Consider the following 23,333-nt stretch of genomic DNA (forward strand, 5'->3'; position numbering starts at 1 on the left):
CACGCTTGCAGGACATCAAAACGGAGACACGGCATCTGGACGGGCTGCGGATCGTTGCGGCCAGCGCCGTCGTGATCCTGCATTATTCGGACTATGTGAAAGATCAGCCAGTCGGTCATTTCCTGGTCGATCACACCTGGCATTTCAATCTGTTCGTCGATCTGTTCTTCGTCATCTCCGGTTATGTAATTGCAAGCCAGTACCTCACCAAGGTGGCATCTCCTGCCGCTGTCGGCCGCTTCCTGTGGCGGCGTTTCGCCCGTATCTATCCACTGCACCTCGCCACGCTCGCCTTCTATGTCGCGATCGCACTAGCACTGCATTTCGGCATCGCGCGCGGCGAGAATCCTGCGCGCTATCCCTTTTCGGACATCCCGGCGCAACTTCTTCTCTTACATGCCATCGATGGCGCAAGGCTGACATTCAACTTTCCGAGCTGGTCGCTCTCGGCTGAGTTCTTCTGCTACGTGCTATTCCCGCTGATGGCGATCCTGGTAAGCCGGCGGAAGCCTTTTGTTCTGTTGCTGATTGCAGTGCCTTTCATTTCTAATACGCTGTTCACTGTCATAGCCGGCACGGAGCCGTGGCCGGACTGGATCAACAAAGGCGGCGCCCTCCGCGCTCTGCCGGCCTTCAATCTCGGCATCGCCTGCTATCTCTATCGCGATCGCATCACCGCGCTGCCTGCGCTTCCCGGCTTGCTCAGCGGATCGCTCGTCCTCTTCATCGCAATCGGTGCCTACCTGAACATCTTCGTAGCGCTGCTCATAGTCTATGCAATAGCATTGCTCGCCATCCATCACGACTGCATCCGTCAGACCACTCTGTTTTCGAAGCTCGGGTTCGAACGCTGGTCTGATCTCACTTACTCGTCTTACATGCTACATATTCCGGTCGCGACCCTCGTGCTGACCTTGGCCGCACGCTATCTTACTCCGGTCCTGCCTGGCGGTAAGCTCATCCTGCTGCCTGTGGCCGTCGTGGTCCTGGCCGCGCTTAGCGTGTTGTCACTGCGCCACTTCGAGACGCCGTTGCGGCGTGCGCTCAACGAGTTCTACGACCGGCAGTTCCGCACGCGTGGGGCTGCGGCGCCGCTTTCAGGGCAGACCTGACCGATGACCAGTATTGCACATGCAAACTCGGGAGCCGTGACCCAGCCGGCCTACACATCGGCCGTCACCCGCGACGGCGCGATCGACAGCATGCGCGGCATCGCGATTCTGATGGTGATCGGTATTCATGCCTTGCAACAGCCGCTCGACGCGTCCTGGAAGATCGCGCTTGATGCCTTGATGCGGCCCTGCGTGCCGATCTTCTTGTTCGCTTCAGGTTATCTCACCGGCCTATCCGGCCGCGTGCCCGTGATGAAACGGCTCGTTTCCACGGTAATCCCCTATACGATCGCCTTTGTCGCCGCCTATCTCTATATGGCTCTGATGAATCCGGCGATGGATCACCGCATCACCACGACGGTCGCCCGCTTCTCGCTGGCTTACGTCTTCGTCTACTATTACGTGTTCGTTTATATCGGTTGCACGCTGATGCTGTGGCTGGTGCTATGGGTCGCCACCCGCGTGCCCGAACAAGCGGAACAGCGGCTACAAGTCCTGCTGCTGATGACCATCATCCTCGGTCTCGTCATCGGCAGCTATCTCGATCCCGTTCTGGCGCGCTTCGGCTTCGGCGACGGCGTGATCGAGGAATTCCGTATGCGCGACATCCCCTTCTGGTTCGCTTTTGCGGCGCTCGGCATGTTGATTGCGCGAGCGTCAATCCGGGCGGCTCTGCTCGACATGATGCCGACCCTCGGCGTGGTCACGATCCTCGCTTATGCGATCTATACGGCGGTGCGCATGGCCGTGATCGGTGACGCAGCCGCCTATGATTCAACGGCTTTCTTCGGTTATGCCGCGGCCCTCAGCACGCTTATGCTCGCCTCACGCATCGACGTTCCTCTTCTCGCCACACTGGGCGCAAGCAGCTACTTCGTTTATCTTTGGCATATCTTCGTGATCATGGCGCTACGCGATCTGGGCGGGTTCCGCGCACTCGGGAGCGTCGCCGCGACATTGCTCATGTATATCATCGCCCTCGTTGTCACCGGAGCTGCGCTGCTGGCCTTGCGCCAGTGGGCACCGCCGCGCCTGCTGCGCTATCTCGGGGCGTAACACATGCTGCTGAAACGCACTATTCTCTATCTTCCTGCTCAGATCGTCGGCCCGCTATTCCAGCTGGTCGCAATGATCGTGTGGACCCATGTGGTCAACGAGCACACGTTGGGTGTGATCACGCTGATCACCGCAACGCATGAGCTATTGCAGATCGGCTTTCTGGCCTGGTGGTCGCAATATGCATTGCGATTCTTCGGACGTTATCAGGATAATGACGGGGCCGAACGATTCTATCGCACCGAGAATGTCGTCATCCTGCTCTCGTTGGTGCTGCAGAGCATCGCCGTGATCGTCGTGCTCTACATGGTGATCGCCGCCGACACCAGTCCGATGCTGCTTTGCGCTACCGTGGCCTATGTGATCAGCCGCTCACTCAACCTCTATATCGCCGAGCGTGCGCGCGTGCGCCATCAGATCGGCGTCTATTCGATCCAGCAGATCGTCGGCCCGGCCGCTGGTTTCCTGCTCGGCCTGCTGCTGATCAAACTGATCAGCCCGGCGCCCGAATGGCCCCTGCTCGGTTATGCCGCCGCTCAATTGTTCGCCGCGCTGATCGTTTTGCCCAGGATAGGCTACAGCCGCCGCTTTTGGCCGATCGACCGTGAGATCATCCGCCATGCCCTGAACTATGGCATTCCCCTGATTTTCGGCGGCGCGCTTGGCTGGGTCGGTCTGAACGCGTCACGTTTCGTCATCAATGACATGCTTGGTGTCGCTGCCGCCGGCCTGTTCGCGGTTGGCTATGGTCTTGGCCAGCGCGCCGCCGCCGTCGCCGCCATGCTGGTGACCGCCGCCGCTTTCCCGCTCGCCGTCAGAAGCATGGAGCAGAACGGCAGCCGCGCCGCGATGCGTCAGCTTTCGGACAATGGCGCCTTGCTGCTCGGCATTCTCGCTCCCAGCATCGCCGGCATCTTCCTGCTGCGCGCCGAGATCGTGCATCTTCTCATTGCCGCACCGTTTCAGGCCGTGACGCTGGCGGTGCTTCCGCTCTCGGCGCTGGCGGGGTCGATCCGCAATATCCGCGCCCATTTCGGCGATCAGGTCTTCCTACTTCACAGCAAGACACGCCTGATGGTCGTGGTCTCCGCCATTGATGCGACCGTGACCATCGTCGCCAGCCTGATCTGCATTCATCTGTGGGGACTGGTGGGCGCAGCCGCCGCGACGGTGATCTCGGCAGTCGCCGCCGCATTGGTCAGCTTCGCACTCGGCTTCACGCGCTTCGGCCTCACGCTCCCCTGGACTCATCTTGCCCGCATCGCCACCGCAACCTTTGCCATGGCGACGCTGCTCACGCGGCTACCCGAGGCGACATCATATGCAGCGCTCGCCGCCCATATTGCCACCGGTGCTGCACTCTATGTCGCTGTTCTCGCGATCCTGTATGGGCCGACGCTGCTGCGGATGGTCAAGCGTCAGCCCCGCTTTTCCTGAACTCAGCCGCGCTTGGAGTTCTCGAAGGCGCGGGCCATAGCAAACCATAACGGCTTTCTCTGCATGTTCTCGTCATAGGGCAGAGGCCGCGGCAGACGCTGGGTCAGCGGATCCTTCTGCAGCGCGATCCCCTTGTAGAACGAGTAATGATCCGACAGTTGCCACGTGATGACTGCCTTCACCGCGGGAACCTGCAAGACGGTATTGAGGAATTTCTCGCCGGTCTCGGCGATTGCCTTGTCCCGCGCAGCGACATCGTCGGGAAACGTGTCATCGCGCACATCGAACTCGGTGATGTAGATATCCACCTTCCGCTCCGCGAGCGCGTGCACGAATTCGAGGAAACGTTGTGGGTCGTGCGGATAGCGCGGCTGGAGATGGCCCTGGAGGCCGATCGCGTGCAACCGGACGCCTGCATGCTGCAACTCATCAACGAGACGGAGCATACCTGCGCGCGACGTGTGGCCGACATCGTCGTCTCGCTCGGTCTGCGCCTCATTGAGCACGAATTTCGTGGTCTTGTCGACCTGCCCGGCGCGCTCAAAGGCGCGGCGAATATAATCGGTCCCGAACGCATCGTACCACGGCCCGAGCCGGTAGCCCCCCGGCGCCTTGTGACCCGGCCAGAACGGCTCATTGACGATATCCCAGGAATGCAGCTTGCCTGCGTAACGCCCAACCACCTGGTCGATATAACTATCGAAGAATTTTCTACGTTCGTCGACGCTCATGGCCTTTATCCACTGCGGCACCCAGTCGTTCCAGATCAGACAGTGGCCCCTCATGGGAATTTTGTTGGCTGTACAAAACTGTAGCAAACGATCGCCGGCTTCGAAGCGCAACGCGCCCGCCTGTGGCGCAACAGTGCCCATCTTCAGTGCAACATCGGTCGTGATGATTCTGGTCTGACTCATGTAAAGTTCGCGATAGCCGACGTCTTTATCAATGACCGGCCCCGCAGCAGCACCGAACGTCAATCCATTTTTCGCCGCAATCGCCCCGAGGCTTCCGACCTGGCTCTGCGTTTGAGGAGCAGCGATCGCATCGCGATGCATAGCGACCGTCGCGCCGGCAAGAATCGCGAGCGACTTTCTCCTTGAGCATTCAAACATATTCACTCTCCATCGATTCCAAACGATGTCGCGCGCGTTCCGATATCACACGACCACATCGCCATCGTTGCGTCGCAATAGTTCGTTTTGATGTCCGTCACGTCGAGGAGAGTGTCTTTCGACTCTGTGTGCAGGCGCTGCTTCATCGATGAGCAGGTAGTGTGTGCATGCAAGCGTAACTCGACTACATCGTCATCAGGGGACACTGACATGGTCGACACACAGCCTACGCTAAAGGCCGATACTGCTAGAATGCAGACCTCCGAAAATCTCACCGTCGATGGTGTGACCGTCAATGTGTCGTCGCTGTCGGAGGCGATCACATCGATCGTCGATGCCGCCGAACAGGGTGAGAACTTCAGCGTCTGCACATTGAACCTCGATCATGTCGTTCAACTGCAGAAGAAACCCGATTTCCGCGCCGCTTATCGCCGCGCGCGTTTTGTGACCGCCGATGGCTTTCCGATCGTCGTTCTGAGCCGTCTGCTCGGAGTTCCCATCTCTCGCACGACCGGCGCCGATCTCGTGGAGCCGCTATGCGCCGCCGCGAGCCAGAAGGGTTTGCCGATCTTCCTGTTCGGTTCCGATACGCCCACACTGGAGAAATCCGCAACGGAGTTGAAGCGTCGCTATCCCGGGCTCGAAGTCGCGGGCTTTTTTGCCCCGGGCCGCAACTTCAGCGCTTATTCTGCCGAAGCCGACGAAGCGATCGAACGTATTCGCATGTCCGGCGCGAAGCTTTGCTTCCTCGCGCTCGGCGCTCCCAAACAGGAAGTTTTTGCCTCCCGTTGCCTCGACGAATTGAATGGCACCGGCTTCCTGTGCATCGGCGCATCGCTCGATTTCATCGCCGGCACCCAAGTCCGCGCACCGATGTTCGCCCAGAGGACCGGGCTTGAATGGGCTTGGCGGATGATCAACGATCCCGGTCGGCTGGCTCCGCGCTATGCGCGCTGCGCCGCTGCAGTACCGCGCCTGCTGGCGGGCACACTGCCTCAAATCCTCTCAGCCCGTACCCGCTTCCTCACTACGTCTCGCACAAGGAAAGCCGCATGACGTCCACGCTGACCCTAGGCCTGCGCGCCCGCAATGCTGCTCCCACCAGGCGTCGTTATCAGATTTGCCTGATCCACCCGTTCGATCCACGCGGGGAGAAGGTCGGCGGCCTCGAGACCTATATCCGCGACTTCATCACATTTCATCCGGCGGATACCGACCTCCTTTTCGTCGGTGTAGATTCCATCGGGGATCTCAAGCTCGGTGAGATACGTCGCCTCACCTTCCGCGGCCGCGATTTCGATTTTCTGCCGATTCTGCGCTACACCGACCAGCAGGCGCGCGAAGCCGCGAAGACGATTCGCTCCTCGTTGACGGGACAATTTTTTACTGCCCTGCTGCGCTATTTCATTCCGGTGTCACGGTTGATCCGCCAGCGTGGCTGCACGGTCGATCTGCGTCGCGTCGAATTCTCCTGGTTGCCGACACTGCTGCGGCGCCCCTATGTGCAGATGCTGCACGGCGAGGGTGCACCCAAATTGCAGATGGATTCGTTGCTGAAGAAGTATTCCTTCGTGCACAATCTCGGCGAACGCTTCGCCGTCTCCACCAGCGCGCATTTTCTTTGCGTCAATCCGTTCATTACCGAACGGCTGAAAAACTCGTACCCGACGCAGAAGGACAAGATCGATACACTTTGGACCTGGGTGAACACCGATATCTTCAAGCCACAGCCCTTCCCCGCCAGCACCGATCCGTTCCGCGTGATCTTTGCCGGGCGTCTCGATGAATTCAAGGATCCGCCGCTCATGTTCCGCACCATCGCGCGCCTGCGCGAGAAATTGCAGGAAAAACACAACGGCAAGCTCGAATTCCACTATATCGGCACGAGCGATCCACATCGCTTCCCGGAGTTCGCCGCCATCGAGGACATCACTGTGCGTCACGGTTTCAAGGATGCACTCGGCATGGCTTCAACATTGGCCAGCGCGCATGCGGGCATCCTGACATCCGAGTTCGAAGGCATGCCGCGTTGCGTGCTCGAAACGCTTGCTGTCGGGCGCCCCACCGTCGCCGTTCATCTGCCGCAACTGGAATCCGTAATTCATGACGGAAAAAGCGGCTATCTGATCCCCCGCGGTCGCTCCCGCGACGAGATGGTGGAAGCGCTGACCAATCGTTTCGTCGATATTCGCGACGCCATCGATGCCGGCTCGCTCGATCCGCTGGATGTGGCCGGTGCCATCGCGAACTTCACGCCAGCAACACAGCTGGCACGTGTCTACACGTATCATCAGAGAATCCAGGATGCCCGTGGGCTGACACCATCGCCAGCGCACTGAAGTTCGGGACGGTAAGCGTGAACATCCTGTTGCTCTCCAGCGAATACGCCCCGATGCGTGGCGGCATCGGCACCTATGCACGGGAGATCGCTGTCGCGGCAACTCAACTCGGCGCCAGGGTCACAATGGTTGCGCCGAACTATGGCAAGGATACATCGGAGGCCGATCGCGCATCGCCCTTCCCCGTCCACCGCTTCAACGGCGGGCTCCATTCGGCGCGCGATCTGCCTGCCAAGGTCCTTCTGACGCGCAGCCACGTCGGCGCTGCGCCTTTCGATGTGGTGCATGCCGCCGACTGGCCGTTCTTCATTCCCGTCGCGCTCGCTCGTAGCCGGACGCCGGCACGCTTGCTGATGACCGTACACGGCACCGAGATCAACGAAACACAGACAGCCTCCAAGCGCCTTGCGATTCGCTTCAGCGGCGCATTCGGTCCACGGACCGAGATCGCCGCCAACAGCCGCTTTACCCGCGATCTGTTTCGCACGAAATTCGATATCGATGAGCGCCGTATTCACGCGATCCGTCTCGGCGTGTCGGCTTTCTGGTCCGGCGGCGCTCGCAACGATCGAGCTGCCGTACGCGCCCGCCACGAGATCGGGCCAGATCGCATCGTGATGGTCACGGTCGCGCGAATCACGCGCCGCAAGGGCCACCATCTCACCTTGGAGGCATTGGCGCGACTTCCCGCCGAACTGCGTCAGCGCATCACCTGGTTGATCGTTGGACCCGAGGGCGAGGCTCAGTATGTGAACGAGCTACGAAGCCTGATCAACACCTCTCAATGCGACGTGCGTCTGCTCGGCGCAATATCCGACGAGGAAATCCGGGATCTCTATGGCGCAGCGGATTTCTTCTGCCTGACCGGATTGCCTGAATCCTCCGGCCGTGTCGAAGGCTTCGGTCTGGTCTATCTCGAAGCCGGAGCCAGTGGCTTGCCCAGCATTGCCAGCGATATCGGCGGCGTACCTGATGCGGTTCTTGCCGGCGAGTCCGGCCTGCTGGCGCAACCACAAGCCGAGATGGTCGCCAGTCTGATTCAGCAGATTGCCGAAAACAGCGATCTGCGTGTCCGCCTCGCCGCTGGCGCCCGCGCACATGCACGCGATCTGTCATGGGAGCGTTGCGCCGCCGAAACCTATCGCCTGCCCCGCCCGCAAGCCGCATCCCCCCTCGAGGCGCTGTCGGCATGAGGACACTCGGTGTTACTCTCCTTCTGTTGACCATCTCGACAATCGCGCAGGCGAGCAGCTGCAACAAAAGTCGCGAATATCTGCTTGGCGGCCTCGCCGGCGATTTGCAGATGACTCCGCAGACCTACGACTCGTTGTTCAAGGTGTGCGAGATCACGGCGCTGATGCCTAATGTGCAGGACGCTTTCATCCTGAAGGATGGCGGCATCGGCGTTATTCCGAAGCAGGACACCATCCCAGCCACTGCCGCCACGCTGTCGCGCTTTTGCGACGCCAATCCCCGCGCCACGCTTCGCTTCATCTCTAAGAAGGATCTGACACTGGCGAAATCGACGTCTCAGATCGTCGGCCTGTCATCGACCGGCATAACGTCCTGCAAGAAGATCAAGGGTCTGATGTAAAAGTCTGCAGGTCCCGACAACCTGCTATCAGACGATCAGTACATCATGCGAAGTCAGCGGGGCTGTCATATCTTTCAGCGTGATCGACACATCATGGCCGAGATCGATCACCGTATCATTGCCGACTACATGGGTGACCGGTTGCGATAACTCCTTGGCGATCGAGAACGCGATCTGGATGACGTCGTGATCGACACTCTGCCCGGCATGGAAGTTGTTGATCACATCGTGGCCGGCAGCCTCCTTGAACACAAATGTATCGCCACCGGCGCTGGTCATGATGTCATTGCCGCCGGTTGAGGCCAGTGTGACACCGGCTTTGTAGGCTGTTACCGTGTACGAGCCGTCCTCGTTGTCGAACACCGTGGCAAGATGCTGGCCTGTAGCGTCGAACATGTCATGCCTGGCAACGTGGGCCTGATTGGCGATATCGGATGGATCGACGCTTTTACTGCCGTCCACATTGCGGGCGATGACGCTAGCGAGATGCCCACCCGCCGCCAAGCTCGATTGCACGTAAGAACCATCAGCCTGGATCACAGTCTGATTCTTCAGTTGGCCGGCATCGTTGTATTGCGCCAGCGTCTTGACGCCGGCATCATCGATCTGTTTCAGCGCCATCGATCCGTCATCGCGAAACTGCTCGATGAGCACGCTCTTGCCGGCAGCATCCCGCACCACATGCTCGGTCGTATAGGTCTTGCCGGCAATATCATAGGTCATGGTATCGCGCCTGCCGTCGGCACTCCGGATGGTTTGACTGGAAATGCCGCCGTCAAGCTTGTATGCGGTCTGCACGAAAGAGCCGTCGCTCCTGCCCACCGTCTGCTGCGACAAATGACCTGCTCCATCATACTGATTGAAAGTCCTGGTTCCAGCTGCATCCACCGTTTGTCTGAAGGCAAGCGTGCCATCGTCATGAAGACCTTCGATCATGACACTTCTGCCGGAGTCGTCCGTGACCGTGTGGCGTGACGTGTAATCTTGCCCGGTGATACCGTAGTCGCGGATGTCGCGGGTACCATCGGCATCGCGAAGTGTGGTGCTGGCCTGGAATCCAGCGGCATCGAAGACGAAGTGTTGGAACGATCTATCGACAAAACTGTTCAGCAGGCTCGTCAGGTGGCTATCATCATACTCGCTGCGCGACACTGATCCGTCACCATTCACGACTTGACGGAAGACAAGGTCGTTGTCGCCATGAAAGCGATCGACGAGCGTCGTCTTGCCGCCGGCGCCGATCACGCTATGTTCCGACGTATAGCTTTGTCCGACGATGTCACGGATATAGACATCGCGAGTTCCGTCTGCGTTGCGGATGGTTTCGCTGGTAACAGCTGCACCATTGGCGATCGACGCCTGATACGCGCTCCCCTTTGCGAGGACCGAGAGGCCAGTCATGAGTCCGGGCGTACTTATGGTTGCATCCGCGAATTTCAGGTGCTCCACATTTGTAATGCGGTCGGTGCCATCGCGCGCCGCGACTCCATCCGTGACCACGAGCCGGCCGTCGACGAAAGAGATCGTATAGTCCGCCACCTTTCCGGAAAATACCGCCGTATCGATGCCCTCACCGCCATCGATCACATCGTTGCCGATGCCGCCGGTGATGATGTCGTTTCCGTCGCCGCCATAGATGACATCGTTGTCGCTATTGGCCCCAAAAAACCAGTCCTGATGTGCGGTCGCATCCAGATGGATGCTGCGGACATAGAGATCGAACGATCCCGGTGCGCTGGCATTGATCACCTCGCTCGGCGTCACCGAGACGCCGTTGATGACGATGTCCTTGAAATGCAAAGCGCGGCCCGGCGCCGAATTGACCAGCTCGATGCCTAGACTGGCAAGCTGATCGGGATTGGCAAAGGTCAACGTATAGGTCGTGTATCCGGCCGGATCGGTCGCCGGCTTGAATTCGAGCGGCGCCGAAACCGGCTGACCGTTGACCAGCACCTGCGCCTGTGCGTTGCCCCCCGCAGCGGCGGTACCATAACCGGTCAACGTGACTGTGGTCGTCGTCAGCTTGCCCTGGGCCGATGGGCCACCTACGATTACGTCGTCACCATCGCCGCCACGGATCACATCATTGCCGAGTCCGGCATTGATTGTGTGATTGCCGCGACCGAGATCGATCACATCATCGATGGCCGATCCGGTAACGGTGAGATCGAGCGATGCACCGTTGCCGTGAAAGTATTGTGAGACGATCGCCTCGGCCGGCTTACCCATGGGCGAATAGCCGATGTCGTTGTATTTGCCGCTCAGATCCCACTGCCAAAGTTCGACACCCTTCATCCAGCTGCCGCCATGAGCACTCCAGACCTGGAAGAAGGCGTTATAGGCATCGGCCTGTTCCGCAACATCGGCCGGCGCATCTGCGGTCCAGGAACCCGGCTGCATCGCCGTGCCATCCATGCTACGAAAGCCGGCTTCGGTCATCAGCACCTGTTTGCCATAGGTCTTCGACAGCGAAGCCAGAAAATCCACCGGCGACTTGTAGTCGAACGCCGCCACATAATACGGATTGTACGGCACCTCGGTCCAGGCATGGACCATCTCCTGCACGGTTGGCGTCGTGCTCGAGGTCAAGGGCGGATAGGTGTTGACACCGATGATGTCGAGCTGATCCCAGAAGCTGACATGCACTGCTTCATCGGTTGCAGCCGAGTAGGTCAGTTCTCCGTGATAGACCTGACGCACCGACGAGATGATGTCCGTCCAGTATGCGCGATAACTGTTCCCCGTCAGACTGCTCATCTCATTGCCGATGACGAATGTATCGACTCCCCCCTGTTGCGCGATTTCCGCGAGATGCACGATCTCCGCCTTGTAGGAAGCAAAGAACGCGCTGATATCGGTCGGCGAAAGGTTCATGGAACCGGCCCCGTCGAGTGGCGAAATCGCAGCCTTGAACATGACCGACAGACCCGCGGCATCCGCAGCCTTGAATCCTGCAAGCAGGCTCTCGTCGCTCTCGGTCTTGCCGGGATGCGCGAATACGTCACTGGTGGACTTGTTCGTCGTCCAGATGCGTGTCGTGAGGCTCACCGAATTGGAACCGAGCGCTGCAATCTGTTGAAACGACTGCGTTGCCGACGCGCTGGCGAATTGTCCGTTCCACTCCGATAATGCGCCGAAGCCCTGTACTTCAAAAAGAGCTGCCACTGAATGACCTCCGCTGTTGGCGGAGGCTTAGCGCAATCCCTTAACAGCGATCTTAAGAGACCCATCCAAACTTTTACGAAAGCAAAAGCTCAAATGGCGACCATCAAGCCGCGTCGTTGTATGTTCTCGACAATAACGGATCGCATCATTTCCGCGAGGAACAGCGCGCCATACGATCGCGCAGATCCCCCATTCAGAATCCGACGGCGCGCTTTCCCTTTGTCTGAAGCATCTGCCGCGCTTCATCAGGCGTTGCGATTTCCAGCGACAGGTGCTCGAGGATCCCGCGAATCTTTGCGACCTGAGCGGCGTTCGACATCGCAAGTTCCCCGCGACCGAGATAGAGATTGTCTTCCAGGCCAACGCGTACGTTGCCGCCGAGAATTGCCGACATGGTGACCAGCGGGAACTGATGGCGCCCTGCGCCAAGCACCGAGAGATAATAATCGTTACCGAACAGCCGGTCGGCGGTTGCCTTCATATGCATAAGGTTTTCCGGATCGGCTCCGATGCCGCCAAGAATGCCGAAAATGCACTGGACGAAGAAAGGCGGCTTTACCAATCCGCGACCGACGAAATGCGCGAGATTGTAGAGATGGCCGACGTCATAGCATTCGAATTCGAACCGTGTGCCGTGATCGCCGAGTTCCCGCATGCCCCGCTCGATCTGAGCGAAGGTGTTCGACAGGATGAAATCGGTCGTGCCCTCGAGATATGGACGCTCCCAGTCGTGCTGGAATTCCTTGAAACGGCTCGCCGCTCCCGAAATGTTGAAATTGAACGAGCCCATATTCATGGAGGCTATTTCCGGCTTGGCCCAATTCGCCGCGGCAAGGCGCTCGTCCATGGTCATGCCGAGACCGGCGCCAGTCGTGATGTTGACGATACCGTCGCAACGATCGCGGATCTCCGGCAGGAATTTTGCGTAGATATTCCTGTCCTGCGTCGGTCGTCCCGTTTCCGGTACGCGCGCATGCAAATGCACGATCGCGGCCCCCGCCTCCACCGCCCCGACCGCCTGATCTGCGATCTGCTGCGGCGTCACCGGCAGATGCGGCGACATCGAAGGCGTGTGGATCGAACCGGTGATGGCGCAGCTGATAATGACCTTGTTGTTTCGCCGCATGACGTGTCCTCATCCATTCTTCTGCTTGATGAGCGCTATCAGCGCGGCATCGCGCTGCTTGACGAGATCGGTCCGCGAGCGGCCGGCCGCCTCCTGCTTCACGCCGTCAATCAACGCCGCGTTGACTTCAGGCCCGAGCTGCGGCGTACCGAGATCGCGCCACCAGTCTTCCATCGCCGGGCCAATGTGATCGAGAAAATGTTTCATGCCACCCTCGCCGCCGGCGAGATTGAAGATCATATGTGGTCCCATGATCGCCCAGCGTAGCCCCGGTCCTTGCACGATCGCCGTATCGACATCCTCGACACTTGCAATGCCGCTCGCTACCGCGTGCACGGCTTCGCGCCACAGCGCGGCCTGAAGGCGATTGGCGAGATGACCGGGCACCTCCTTGTTAAGCCGGATCGGCGCCTTGCCGGCGCAACGATAGAAAGCCTCGAGCCAGACCAGCACGTCCGACGACGTCTTCCTGCCACCGACGACCTCCACCAGCGGCACGAGATGCGGCGGATTGAAGGGATGACCGACGGCAAAGCGCTCGGGCGACCTGAGCCCTTCCTGCAATTCACTCATGACGAGGCCGGACGTACTCGACGCCACGATGACATCCGGGTTCAGCCTCGCTTCGAGGTCAGCATAAAGCTGCCGCTTGATCTCGGCGCGCTCGGGCCCGCTCTCCTGCACGAAGTCCGCATCGCGCACGGCCTCTGCCAGATCGGTGGAGAAGCGCCATGGCTTCGGGGCCGTGTCGCCGATAACGCCGAGCGCGGCCAGGCCTCGCCAGGCATCGGCGATCAGATCGCGCGTCGCCGCTTCGGCGGACGGCTGCGGATCGTAGATCGTGACATCGTAGCCATGAGCCAGGAACAGCGCGGCCCAGCTGGCGCCAATGGTGCCCGACCCAACCACTGCAATGCGACGAACGGCATCCGGTGCAATCAACGGCATGTGTGCTTGATCTCTGCGTGAGCGTTTCCCTGCTCCGCAGTTTGGCAACTCATTGCGCGACGGGCAATTGCATTCAGCGCCGCCTTGGCCATACCATACGGGTCAGCGCTACCGGCACTGGATTAGTTGTCGACGCAGGCCGCATGCAGCTTGGTTATACGTTCTGTCGAGACCGGAAAGCGTGCCAGCTTCCCGGCTGGTCGCGTCGGCCGCAGCACGAGATCGCCGCCACAATTCGGGCAGCAACCGCCAAGCCGCATATCCGCACAATCGGCGCAAAATGTACACTCGAAGGTGCAGATTCGCGCCTGCGGATCGCCATTGGGAAGATCGCGATCGCAGCATTCGCAATTCGGTCTAATCGCAAGCACCATGACTTCCTCCGTAATGGCAGACAAAACGCGTTACGAACCCTGCCCGTTTCCTTGAGCACTTCGTTCGCGGCCTTGAACACATCAAGGCGGGCGGGAATGCCGCAATAGGCCATGGCGTTCAGCAAGCCCTTCCTCGATTTCCTCGATGCTCACGCCTACCACCATGCCTGTCGCGCGCATACAGAGGACATATAGCTCAGAGATGCACTCAAACACACGCGAGACCACTTGCAGCCGGGATCATTCCCGGCTAATTGCACAGGTCTACGCTCCCTTCGTCTAGCGGTTAGGACGCGGCCCTCTCAAGGCTGAAACAGGGGTTCGATTCCCCTAGGGAGCGCCAGCAAAATCAAAAACTTAGCTGAATTCGATCAAAGCCGCCGGATAAGCGTTCCGCGGGCGGCGGTGAGCGCTTCAAACATGTTCCCGCTTAGACACAGGCGCCCTTGATCCTGGCGCTTCTTACAATCTTTGATTGCATTTCACGCACTCCCTAATACCCCATCAACGATGCATGATCTGTTTGAGAAATGCGCGCGTGCGATCCCGCTTCGGATTCGAGAAAAACGCATCTGGTGTTCCTTCTTCGAGGATCTGCCCGACATCAATGAAAACGACACGGTCGGCGACCGAACGAGCGAAGCCCATCTCGTGGGTGACGCAGACCATGGTCATTCCTTCGCGGGCCAAATCAACCATGACGTCGAGGACTTCCTGGATCATTTCAGGATCGAGTGCCGAGGTGGGCTCATCGAACAGCATGACCTGCGGCTTCATGCATAGTGCCCGCGCGATGGCGACGCGCTGCTGCTGACCACCGGAAAGCTGGTTCGGATATTTGTCGGCGTGTTCCGAGATGCGCACACGTTGCAGGAAATAGCGTGCCGTCTCCTCGGCCTCCTGTTTTGCGATACCGCGGATTTTTCGGGGCGCGATGGTGAGATTCTGCAAGACCGTCAGGTGCGGAAACAGATTGAACTGCTGGAACACCATACCGACATCGCGGCGCACCGTATCGACATTGCGGGTCGAGTGATCGAGTTCGACGCCGTTGACGATGATGCGGCCGTTGCGATGTTCTTCCAGCCGGTTGATGCAGCGGATCATGGTGGATTTTCCGGAGCCCGAAGGACCGCAGATAACCACGCGTTCGCCGCGCGCCACCGTGAAGTTGATTTCCTTGAGCACCTGGACGTCACCATACCATTTGGTGACACCAGACATCTGGATGATCGGTGCAGCGGAATCCGTGGGTGACTGCATTGTGCTGTTCTCCAATCCACCGGTCATGACGCCATCCACCCGCCATCGACGAGAATGTTCTCGCCGGTGATGAACGTTGCCTCGTCTGAAGCGAGGAATAGCGCGGCGTTGGCGACATCGTCCGGACGCCCTAGCCGCGGCATCGGCGTGCGGGCTGTCGAATAGTCCATCCAACGCGGCTCCGCGGCGCGGCCGGGCTTGCCGGTGATGATCTTGCCGGGCGCAACTGCGTTGCAGATGATATGATCCGCAGCATAATCCGCTGCGATCTGCCGGGTCATGTAGACCACGCCGGACTTCGAAGTGCCGTAGGCAACGTCCTCCGGGCAGGCGATCATTCCGTGCTGGGAGGAAATATTCACGATGCGCCCGCGCGCTTCGTTGCGGATGTCCTGGGTTAGCATCTGCCGCACGGCGGCGCGGGACATCAGGAATACGCCGGTGAGATTGACCGCGAGCGTCCGGTCCCATTCGGCAAGGCTGGGTATCGGTCAGCCGTTTGCCAGTACCGATAGCGGCGTCGTTGACGAGCACATCGAGCCGGCCGAACCGACTGACGGCCTGTGCCACGGCATGTGCTGCATCCGCCTCGGAGGCGACATCAATCTGGATGAAATCGACCTCATGGCCTTCGCCGCGCAATAGCTCGATGGTCGGAATGCCACCCTCGCGCACATCAATGGTTTGATCGGCGAGCAGCAGTTTTGCCCCCTCGACGGCGAAGCGCCGGGCGATGGCGCGGCCGATACCCGACGATGCGCCCGTAATCAGGATCGATTTTCCAGCGAGACGTCCGCTCATGCCGCAGCCCCGTCGTTATGCATCCAGGCAAGATAGTCGTGCGCCGCTTGATCTAGGCCAAAGCGCGGCTGCCAGGCTGTGTCTGCTGCGAGACGGGCGACGTTCAGGGCCGCCCGATCCTTTGAAAGTCCGTACACGATGTTGCCCCCGGCCTCCGATGCGGCCAACCGCCAGCGGAGATCGGGAAAGTGCTGCGCCATGACGGCGCACCACTGCGGCAGATCGGTAATGCCCCCGCCGCTCACGTGATAGATGCGATGGGCGAGATCACCGGACTGGCTGACGGCGACGATCCCGCAGGCGGCGTCGCGCGAGTAGATCCAGTCGCTGGCCATGGTGCGAGGCAGCACGATCTCGCGGCCTACGCGGGCGAGCGCCACGATCTGGTGATGCGGGCTAAGCGCATCGCGCACGCCGGTGCGAAGCTCCCACGGACCGAAGACCGGGCCGAGGCGGATCACGCGAACATCGAGCTTGTGCAGATCGGCAACACGCAACGCCGCCTGTTCCGATGCGAGTTTAGTGATTCCGTAAAGCGCAGCCGGCGCAGGCGGCGACAGATCTTCCTCGAACAGGCCCGAAGGCGCCGGCTGAGAGAATCCATAGACGGCCACCGAGCTGAGCACGGTGACCCGTGTAACCGTGCGTTGCCGGATGATGCGCTCGAGTAGATTGACAGTACCTCCGATATTCACATCGACGATCTGCCGCGCGGCGTCGTGTTCGCGCTGGGCATTGGGCGTCATGGCTGCGGTATGAATCACACGGTCGATGCGGGCGCTGGCGAGGGCGCGATCAATATCGTCAGCATTGCGGACGTCGCCGGTGATCAACATGGCGCCGGCGAGTTCTGGACGCGCCAGCATATCCTGGCTCGGAGCCGTGAGATCGAAAAGGATAACCTGCTCCCCCTCGGCAATCAGCCGCTCGGCGATGGCGAGGCCGATGAAGCCGCTCCCGCCGGTGATCAAGGTGGTCATGTCAGCGGGCCTTCAATGCTTGCCGTTCCAGCCGCGCAACCCAGCGTGCGAACGGATACAGGATGACGAAGAAGATGATGGCCGCCGCCATCAGAGGAGTGGGATTATAGGTTTGCTCCTGTGCCACGCGCGCGGAGCGCAGCAATTCCGGCAGTGCGACGAGAGCGGCGATCGGCGTCGCCTTGACGAGTTCGAGCGAGTTGCTGGCCAGCGGCGCCAGCACGTTGCGGATCGCCTGCGGCAGCACGATGTAGAACACCACGTGCATCGGCTTGAAGCCGAGCGCACGGGCAGCTTCGGTCTGCCCTGAAGGGACGGACAGGATGCCGGCGCGGAAAATCTCGCCGAAATACCCGGAATTGTTGAGCACGATGGCGAGCACGGCGGCGGTGAAGCCGCCCAGCGTCAGGCCGAGAAACGGCATGCCGTAGAAGATCAGGATCAGCAGTACGACCACCGGGAATGACCTGAACAGGTCGATATAGATCAGCAGCCCGATATTGATCCATCTGTTCCGGAAGCTGTAGAGCACAGCAATAGCAAGACCGGCGAGAATGCCGAGCGGGAGCGCCACCACCGCCAGCCAGATCGTATAGATCAAGCCCTGCAGCAACAGCGGATAGACCCGCAGCAGCGATTCCCAATTGGCAAAATTGTCGAGAAAATCCTGCATACGATCAGCTCACCGTCCCGTGCTGGTGCGATATTCGATCCACCGGCTGGCAATCACCAGCGGCAGGAAGAAGGTGAGATAGAAGGCGGCAGCCAGCGTCAGCGGCGAAGGATTGGCCACGACAGCCATGACACTCTGCGCCTGTCCCAGCGTTTCCGGTAGCGAGACGGCAGTGCCCAGCGCGGTGCCCTTGCTGATTGAGATGGCGCGGTTGGTCAGCAGCGGCACGGCGAGACGGACGGCCTGCGGCAGGACAATAGTAATCAATGTCCGCAGCCGGCTGAAACCGAGGGCAGCGGCCGCGTCCCATTGCCCGCGCGGTAGCGCCATGATCGCGGACCAGAAAATTTCCGTGCTGAAGGCCGACAGCACCATGCCGAGCGCCAGCACCGTCGTCGCGAAGGGCGACAGCGCCGGACCGAGATAAGGCAGGCCGAAATAAATGAAGACGATCACAACGAGCTGCGGCAGCGTGCGCAGCACGTCCACATAAGCAGTGATCACGAGATTGATCGGACGCAGATTCGCACAACGCAAGAGCGCCAGCGACAGGCCGAATAGGACGCCGAACGCGATGATCAGCAGCGAGACGATGACCGTCGTGCGGAAGCCTGCCAGCACCTGGGGGAATGCGGCGGCCATGACCTGGGCATTGAAGTAGTATTCGACGATCCGGTCCATCGGGTCTCCGAAGGAGAACCGGATCGGCGCGGTGCCGATCCAGTTCTGGCAATTATTTCATCAAAGCGAGCGGATTACTTGCACTTCGGAACATGCGACGTCGGCTCGAAGCCCTTGAAGCCGGGAGGGCCATAGCCGAAATACACGGTGTCGATAGCCGAGCCGGCGTCGGGCGCGGCGCCGTACCACTTCTCGTGCAGCTTGCGCAGGCGTCCATCGAGCTTCATGCATTCGATCACCTCTTCGACCTTGTTGCGATATTCGCTGTCTTCGAGGCGGAACGCATAGGCGAAGTTGCGGCCGTTGAAATCCTTGAAGCCGACCTTGATCGCCTTATTCTGGCTGGCGGCATAGACCGTCGTGGGGATTTCGTTGAGCGCGGTGAAGGCGCGGCGTGTCAGCACGGCCTGCACGGTGTCCGGAAAGACGTCATAGCGTTGTACTTCGAAACCGTATTTCTCCGCATTGGCGGTAGCCCAGGTGTCGGAAATGGTGCCACGATTGACGGCCACGGCCTTGCCCTTGAGGTCGTCAAACCCCTTCATCTCGTCAGCGGCGCGGATGATGAAGCCGTTGCCGGTAGAGAACAGCGGTTCAGTAAAAAGCATGCGTTCCGAACGCTCGGCCGTAAGGTTCAGCGGGTTGACGAGAAATTCCGCGCGCTTGGCGAAAAGCGCCGCGAACAGGCCGGAAAAGTTGATATCGACGATCTCGACTTTCGGACGGCCAAGGTCGTTGCCGATCTCGTTGATCAGGTCCGCGCCAAAACCTTCAGGCCCGTTGGGACCGCGCACCATCCACGGCGCCACGCCGAAGTCCGATGCGACCACCATGGGTTTGTCGGAGGGATGATCGGCCTCCTGCGCGTCGGCAATGCCGCCAGCGATCGCGGTCGTCGAGAGCATCAGCGCGAACAGCCAATGGGTGAGTCTGATGGTCATGGATGCGTCCTTGTGCGGATGTTGCGGAGGTCAGAGCTTGGGCGGATGGGCGGCCTGCCAGTGACGGGCGATATCACCGCGCCGGCAGACCCAGACGTCGGCATGCTTGGCGACATGATCGAGGAAGCGCTGCAGGCCTGCAGCGCGGCCGGGATGACCGATGATCCGCGTATGCAAGCCAACCGACATCATCTTTGGCGCAGTGGCGCCTTCGGCGTAAAGCAGATCGAAGGCGTCGCGCAGATAGACGAAGAAGTCGTCGGCCGTTGCCATGGCGCCGCGGCTGAACTTGGCATCGTTGTTGGCGAGGCCGTAAGGCACAACCAGATGCGGCTTACCGAGCACCGTGGTCCAGTAAGGCAGCTCGTCGTTATAGGCGTCGGAATCGTAGAGGAAGCCGCCTTCCTCCACCACTAGCCGGCGCGTATTGACGCTCGGCCCGTAGCGGCAATACCAACCGAGCGGACGCGCGCCGATGGTGCGCGTGAGACTCTCGACGGCCTTGCGTATACGCTCGCGTTCCTCCCCCTCCGTCAGCAGCGGGTGCCGCTCCCAGCGCCAGCCGTGGGCGCAGACGTCATAGCCATGCTCGCGAATGGCGGCACAGGCCTCGTCATTGCGCTCCAGCGCCAGCGCGCAGCCCATGACGGTGGCGATCATGTTGCGCTCAGACAGCATGCGCAGCACGCGCCAAAAGCCGATGCGGCTGCCATATTCGAACATGGATTCTGCGGCAAGGTCGCGCCCCTCGAAGCCGCCGCCCCCGCCTTCGGTGAGCGCAGCTTCGGTGAATCCGTCGCCATCGGCGAAGGATGGTTCGGAACCTTCCTCGTAATTGATGCAGAAATTCAGCGCGATCCGAGCTCCGCCTGGCCATTGCGGATGCGGCGGGGTGCGGCCGTAGCCGACGAAGTCGCGGGCGAGATGATCATCGTGCGGCACGATCGCGTCTCCCTATGCACTCTGTGGCATTATGGCATGAATGCCGGCTGCGATATCGACGAACACGTCATCGTCGTTCCTGCCGGTCATCCCCATGGCGACGGCGAATTCCATTTTCTCGCCGAGTACGGTCGAAGGGTGATGCCAGACATTGCGTGCGAATGTGACGCTCTGATGCGGTCCGGCGATGAAACAGCGCAGGGTGGCAAGATCAGGCTGCCCGTCGGGAGCGGTACCGCATACGATCGCCAGATAGTCGCTGCTTCCGAGCGGCACGAAGGTCTGGGCGGAATAGGGATGTCGCTCCAGCGTGACGATCGGCAGCGGCAGGCTGCCGATCTTGGCCGCGCCGCTGATCCAGAATGAAAAGGTCGCGGCGTCCGCCGCGCGGTCGTCCGATGTCGGCAGGTAGCGCCGACGCATGTCGATCGGCCGCTCGGCGACATCACCAAAAGCGGCGAAGGCGGCCGGGCTGAGCGGCTCGGCTTCGATAGCTCTGGAGGCATTCTGGGCGGGCGACATTCAGGCGGCACATCTGCTCTGTAGGCCGCTGGGACAGCGACGATATTCCAATGGTATACCAATCAAGCGTGATCGCCTCGCGTCGTCAAGGCGCGATGCGGCGGCGGCTGCGTGAATTTTGGACGCTATCCGGTAGAATTGCAGGCAGTTGCAGAAAATTCAGACAGGCCGGTCATGCGGCCTAGGCGTGCGGCTCGGGCAGAAAGATGCCGAACCGTTCCAACAGCCCCTGCCGCACGTTGGTCAAATGCACGATCATCGCCTGACGGGCAGCTGCGGCGTCGCGATCGATGATGGCGTCGATGATCGCCAGATGCTCGCGGGTGGCAGGAAGCAGCCGGCCGGGGTGGCGCTCCACATTACACATGCGGATCTTCTGTCGAACCTCGCCGATTAGTTTTTCCAGCGAGCGATTGCCGCAATGCCGGGCGATCTGGTCGTGAATTTCATCGTCAAGGGACCAGTGCATATCCTTCGAAGTCGTCGAGGCGGCGATGATGTCTTCGAGCCTGGCTCTGATGGGCGCAAGGATATCGAGCGCAATACGCGTCGATGAAATGAACGTCGCCTCGCCCTCCAGCACCATGCGAAGATGAACGAGTTCGAGCAGTTCGCCCATTTCGATAGTACGGACCACCACGGCACCATTGGACAGTTGCTCCAACTTGCCCTCGCCGAGTAATCGGCTAATTCCGGCTCGTAACGGCGTGCGCGAGACCTTCAACCGAAGCGCAAGCCGGCGTTCCTCGATCACTTCGCCCGGCTTGAGCTGCCGCGACTCGATCAGGTCGTGCAGCCGCGCGTAGGTGGCGTCCGTTACATTGCCATTCGGGCGTGCCGCCCGCTTGCGGGTAGGTGTTTTTGCTCTTTTGGCACCGGGCACGGGATTGCTTTCGGCGATCGAGGAGAGGTTAGTGACGAACGGGTACACTTCCCTCAACGCACGGCGAAGTCAAACCAGCAATCTCGAAACGTCATGGTCGATGGTTGCTGTCGAAGACGATGATCGACGTGCAGTTCCGCTGGCCCGGCGAGCGGACGTATATCACGCTCCCGACGCTACTGCCCTGCTGCGCGGAGCGAAGCCATCGCGCTGAAAGAAGGCGACGCGGTCCATATCGAGCTCGACACCGATGCCTGGGGCTGTCGGAACTTCGAGCGTGAAGTCGCTATAGCGTAGCGGTGTGGCCAGGATTTCCTCCGTCAGGAGAAGCGGTCCGAACAATTCGGTCCCCCACGCCAGTTTGGGAAGCGCCGAGAAAACCTGTGCCGATGCGGCCGTCCCAACGCCCCCTTCGAGCATCGTTCCGCCGTAGAGGCCGATACCGGCAGCTTCGCCGATGGCCGCCATCTTGACCGCGTCATAGAGGCCACCAGCCTGGTTGATCTTCAGCGCAAACACGTCCGCTGCGCCTCGGGCGGCAAGGTCGAACGCGTCCCTGACACCATGCAGGGCTTCGTCAGCCATGATGGCCACGGCAAAGCGTCCGCTGAGGCGTGCTTGAGCGCCGCGGTCATCGCGCGAAAGCGGCTGCTCGATCAGATCCACACCGGCGGCTTCCAGTGCCGGAATCCCATGCCGGGCATCGACTTCGCTCCACGCCTGGTTCACGTCAACCCGCACGCTGGCGCGATCGCCAAGCGATCGCTTGATCGCCGCGACATGCGCCACATCGTCCTTCACCGAACGCAGGCCGATTTTGAGCTTGAAAATATTATGCCGACGCGCATCGAGCATACGTTCGGCCTCTTCGATGTCGCGCGTCGTATCCCCGCTCGCCAGCGTCCAGGCAACAGCCAGTTTCCGGTGCTGTCGCCCACCCAGCAGTTCGGAGACAGGCAAGCCGAGACGTTTGCCGAGGGCATCGAGCAACGCCGTTTCCACGGCGCAGGTGGCAAACCGATTACCCTTCACACGTTGCTTCACTTGCCCCATCAGCGCTGCGACACGCGACGCATCGGCCCCGACGATCGCCGGCGCGATATATGTATCAATGGCAAGTTTGATACCTTCGGGGCTCTCTTCGCCATAGCTGAGGCCACCGATCGTCGTCCCTTCGCCGATCCCGATCGTGCCGTCCGAGCAACGGATCATGACCAGAACCAGGGTCTGGCTGTTCATCGTGTGCATCGACAGCTTATGCGGACGGATCGTCGGGACATCGACCAAGATCGTTTCGACGGTATCGACCCGGACTTCGATTGGCGCGTCCATGAGCACATCCTATTGTTGTCCGGTCGCCGGACCGCAGGAAGATTCCTGCGAT

The 23,333-nt window shown here is 60.4% G+C and carries 22 protein-coding genes, 1 tRNA gene and 1 pseudogene; 8 read left to right on the forward strand and 16 right to left on the reverse strand.

Features of this window, described 5'->3' with window-relative positions:
* Nucleotides 1-5: 5 nt before the first annotated feature.
* Genes E0H22_RS19265 through E0H22_RS19275 form a run of 3 tightly spaced genes read left to right on the forward strand, consistent with a single transcriptional unit; the run spans nt 6 to nt 3,605 of the window.
* A complete protein-coding gene (locus tag E0H22_RS19265; RefSeq protein WP_233022602.1) occupies nt 6-1,112 on the forward strand; it encodes an acyltransferase family protein in 1,107 nt (368 codons plus the stop codon).
* Nucleotides 1,113-1,115: 3 nt separating this feature from the next.
* A complete protein-coding gene (locus tag E0H22_RS19270) occupies nt 1,116-2,168 on the forward strand; it encodes an acyltransferase family protein (protein WP_233022603.1) in 1,053 nt (350 codons plus the stop codon).
* A gap of 3 nt (nt 2,169-2,171) precedes the next feature.
* Nucleotides 2,172-3,605, forward strand: a complete 1,434-nt coding sequence (locus E0H22_RS19275) for an oligosaccharide flippase family protein (RefSeq protein ID WP_233022604.1) — start codon at nt 2,172-2,174, stop codon at nt 3,603-3,605.
* A 2-nt stretch (nt 3,606-3,607) separates the two neighbouring features.
* Here E0H22_RS19275 and E0H22_RS19280 read toward each other — a convergent pair whose 3' ends face one another.
* The gene (locus E0H22_RS19280) at nt 3,608-4,717 is read right to left on the reverse strand and encodes an endo-1,4-beta-xylanase (RefSeq protein ID WP_233026427.1); all 1,110 of its coding nucleotides are present in this window, start codon (nt 4,715-4,717) and stop codon (nt 3,608-3,610) included.
* Between the two features lie 252 nt (nt 4,718-4,969).
* Here E0H22_RS19280 and E0H22_RS19285 point away from each other — a divergent pair, with 252 nt between their 5' ends.
* From E0H22_RS19285 to E0H22_RS19300, 4 genes are read left to right on the forward strand one after another with little or no spacing between them, the layout of a single operon-like run.
* A complete protein-coding gene (locus tag E0H22_RS19285; RefSeq protein ID WP_233022605.1) occupies nt 4,970-5,773 on the forward strand; it encodes a WecB/TagA/CpsF family glycosyltransferase in 804 nt (267 codons plus the stop codon).
* Complete coding sequence (locus E0H22_RS19290) at nt 5,770-7,056, forward strand: glycosyltransferase (protein WP_233022606.1); 1,287 nt, start codon at nt 5,770-5,772, stop codon at nt 7,054-7,056. The genes E0H22_RS19285 and E0H22_RS19290 overlap by 4 nt, the downstream gene beginning before the upstream one ends.
* 17 nt (nt 7,057-7,073) lie before the next feature.
* Nucleotides 7,074-8,249 (forward strand): glycosyltransferase family 4 protein, encoded by a 1,176-nt coding sequence (locus E0H22_RS19295; RefSeq protein ID WP_233022607.1) that lies wholly within the window; start codon nt 7,074-7,076, stop codon nt 8,247-8,249.
* Entirely contained in the window at nt 8,246-8,650 is a 405-nt protein-coding gene (locus tag E0H22_RS19300) for a hypothetical protein (protein WP_233022608.1), read from the forward strand. Before E0H22_RS19295 ends, E0H22_RS19300 begins: the two co-directional genes overlap by 4 nt.
* 27 nt (nt 8,651-8,677) lie before the next feature.
* Here E0H22_RS19300 and E0H22_RS19305 read toward each other — a convergent pair whose 3' ends face one another.
* The 4 genes from E0H22_RS19305 to E0H22_RS19320 form a co-directional block, all read right to left on the reverse strand.
* Complete coding sequence (locus E0H22_RS19305) at nt 8,678-11,815, reverse strand: glycoside hydrolase family 113 (RefSeq protein WP_233022609.1); 3,138 nt, start codon at nt 11,813-11,815, stop codon at nt 8,678-8,680.
* Nucleotides 11,816-12,008: 193 nt separating this feature from the next.
* A complete protein-coding gene (gene kce, locus E0H22_RS19310) occupies nt 12,009-12,941 on the reverse strand; it encodes a 3,5-dioxohexanoate:acetyl-CoA acetone transferase (RefSeq protein ID WP_233022610.1) in 933 nt (310 codons plus the stop codon).
* Nucleotides 12,942-12,950: 9 nt separating this feature from the next.
* A complete protein-coding gene (locus E0H22_RS19315; RefSeq protein WP_233022611.1) occupies nt 12,951-13,889 on the reverse strand; it encodes a 3-hydroxyacyl-CoA dehydrogenase NAD-binding domain-containing protein in 939 nt (312 codons plus the stop codon).
* Between the two features lie 122 nt (nt 13,890-14,011).
* Nucleotides 14,012-14,260 (reverse strand): DUF1272 domain-containing protein, encoded by a 249-nt coding sequence (locus tag E0H22_RS19320; RefSeq protein ID WP_233026428.1) that lies wholly within the window; start codon nt 14,258-14,260, stop codon nt 14,012-14,014.
* Between the two features lie 271 nt (nt 14,261-14,531).
* Here E0H22_RS19320 and E0H22_RS19330 point away from each other — a divergent pair.
* Nucleotides 14,532-14,606: transfer RNA gene (locus E0H22_RS19330), tRNA-Glu, on the forward strand.
* A 161-nt stretch (nt 14,607-14,767) separates the two neighbouring features.
* Here the strand turns inward: E0H22_RS19330 and E0H22_RS19335 are convergent.
* The 11 genes and pseudogenes from E0H22_RS19335 to E0H22_RS19380 all read right to left on the reverse strand — a co-directional run bounded on the left by E0H22_RS19335 (nt 14,768) and on the right by E0H22_RS19380 (nt 23,281).
* Nucleotides 14,768-15,526 (reverse strand): amino acid ABC transporter ATP-binding protein, encoded by a 759-nt coding sequence (locus E0H22_RS19335; RefSeq protein ID WP_283818837.1) that lies wholly within the window; start codon nt 15,524-15,526, stop codon nt 14,768-14,770.
* A 23-nt stretch (nt 15,527-15,549) separates the two neighbouring features.
* Nucleotides 15,550-15,954 carry an SDR family NAD(P)-dependent oxidoreductase gene (locus E0H22_RS25955; RefSeq protein WP_283818838.1) on the reverse strand — a complete coding sequence of 135 codons (405 nt, stop codon included), beginning with the start codon at nt 15,952-15,954 and terminating at the stop codon, nt 15,550-15,552.
* Between the two features lie 112 nt (nt 15,955-16,066).
* Nucleotides 16,067-16,327 (reverse strand): annotated as a pseudogene (locus E0H22_RS25960) (SDR family NAD(P)-dependent oxidoreductase); the annotation flags it as partial.
* Nucleotides 16,324-17,307, reverse strand: coding sequence for an NAD-dependent epimerase/dehydratase family protein (locus tag E0H22_RS19345; protein ID WP_233022612.1), 984 nt, complete (start codon nt 17,305-17,307; stop codon nt 16,324-16,326). The pseudogene E0H22_RS25960 and the gene E0H22_RS19345, both read right to left, overlap by 4 nt.
* Before the next feature lies 1 nt (nt 17,308).
* Entirely contained in the window at nt 17,309-17,980 is a 672-nt protein-coding gene (locus E0H22_RS19350) for an amino acid ABC transporter permease (RefSeq protein ID WP_233022613.1), read from the reverse strand.
* 9 nt (nt 17,981-17,989) lie between these two features.
* Complete coding sequence (locus E0H22_RS19355) at nt 17,990-18,661, reverse strand: amino acid ABC transporter permease (RefSeq protein WP_233022614.1); 672 nt, start codon at nt 18,659-18,661, stop codon at nt 17,990-17,992.
* Nucleotides 18,662-18,735: 74 nt separating this feature from the next.
* Nucleotides 18,736-19,602, reverse strand: coding sequence for a substrate-binding periplasmic protein (locus E0H22_RS19360; protein ID WP_233022615.1), 867 nt, complete (start codon nt 19,600-19,602; stop codon nt 18,736-18,738).
* Nucleotides 19,603-19,632: 30 nt separating this feature from the next.
* Entirely contained in the window at nt 19,633-20,544 is a 912-nt protein-coding gene (locus tag E0H22_RS19365) for an allantoinase PuuE (protein ID WP_233022616.1), read from the reverse strand.
* Between the two features lie 12 nt (nt 20,545-20,556).
* On the reverse strand, nt 20,557-21,066 hold the full coding sequence (locus E0H22_RS19370) for an ureidoglycolate lyase (RefSeq protein WP_233022617.1): 510 nt from the start codon (nt 21,064-21,066) through the stop codon (nt 20,557-20,559).
* A 181-nt stretch (nt 21,067-21,247) separates the two neighbouring features.
* The gene (locus E0H22_RS19375; RefSeq protein ID WP_233022618.1) at nt 21,248-21,997 is read right to left on the reverse strand and encodes a GntR family transcriptional regulator; all 750 of its coding nucleotides are present in this window, start codon (nt 21,995-21,997) and stop codon (nt 21,248-21,250) included.
* Nucleotides 21,998-22,111: 114 nt separating this feature from the next.
* The gene (locus E0H22_RS19380; RefSeq protein ID WP_233022619.1) at nt 22,112-23,281 is read right to left on the reverse strand and encodes a muconate/chloromuconate family cycloisomerase; all 1,170 of its coding nucleotides are present in this window, start codon (nt 23,279-23,281) and stop codon (nt 22,112-22,114) included.
* Nucleotides 23,282-23,333 lie beyond the last annotated feature (52 nt).

The sequence above is a fragment of the Rhodopseudomonas boonkerdii genome (genome assembly GCF_021184025.1).
In the GTDB taxonomy this organism is placed as follows: Bacteria; Pseudomonadota; Alphaproteobacteria; order Rhizobiales; family Xanthobacteraceae; genus Tardiphaga; species Tardiphaga boonkerdii.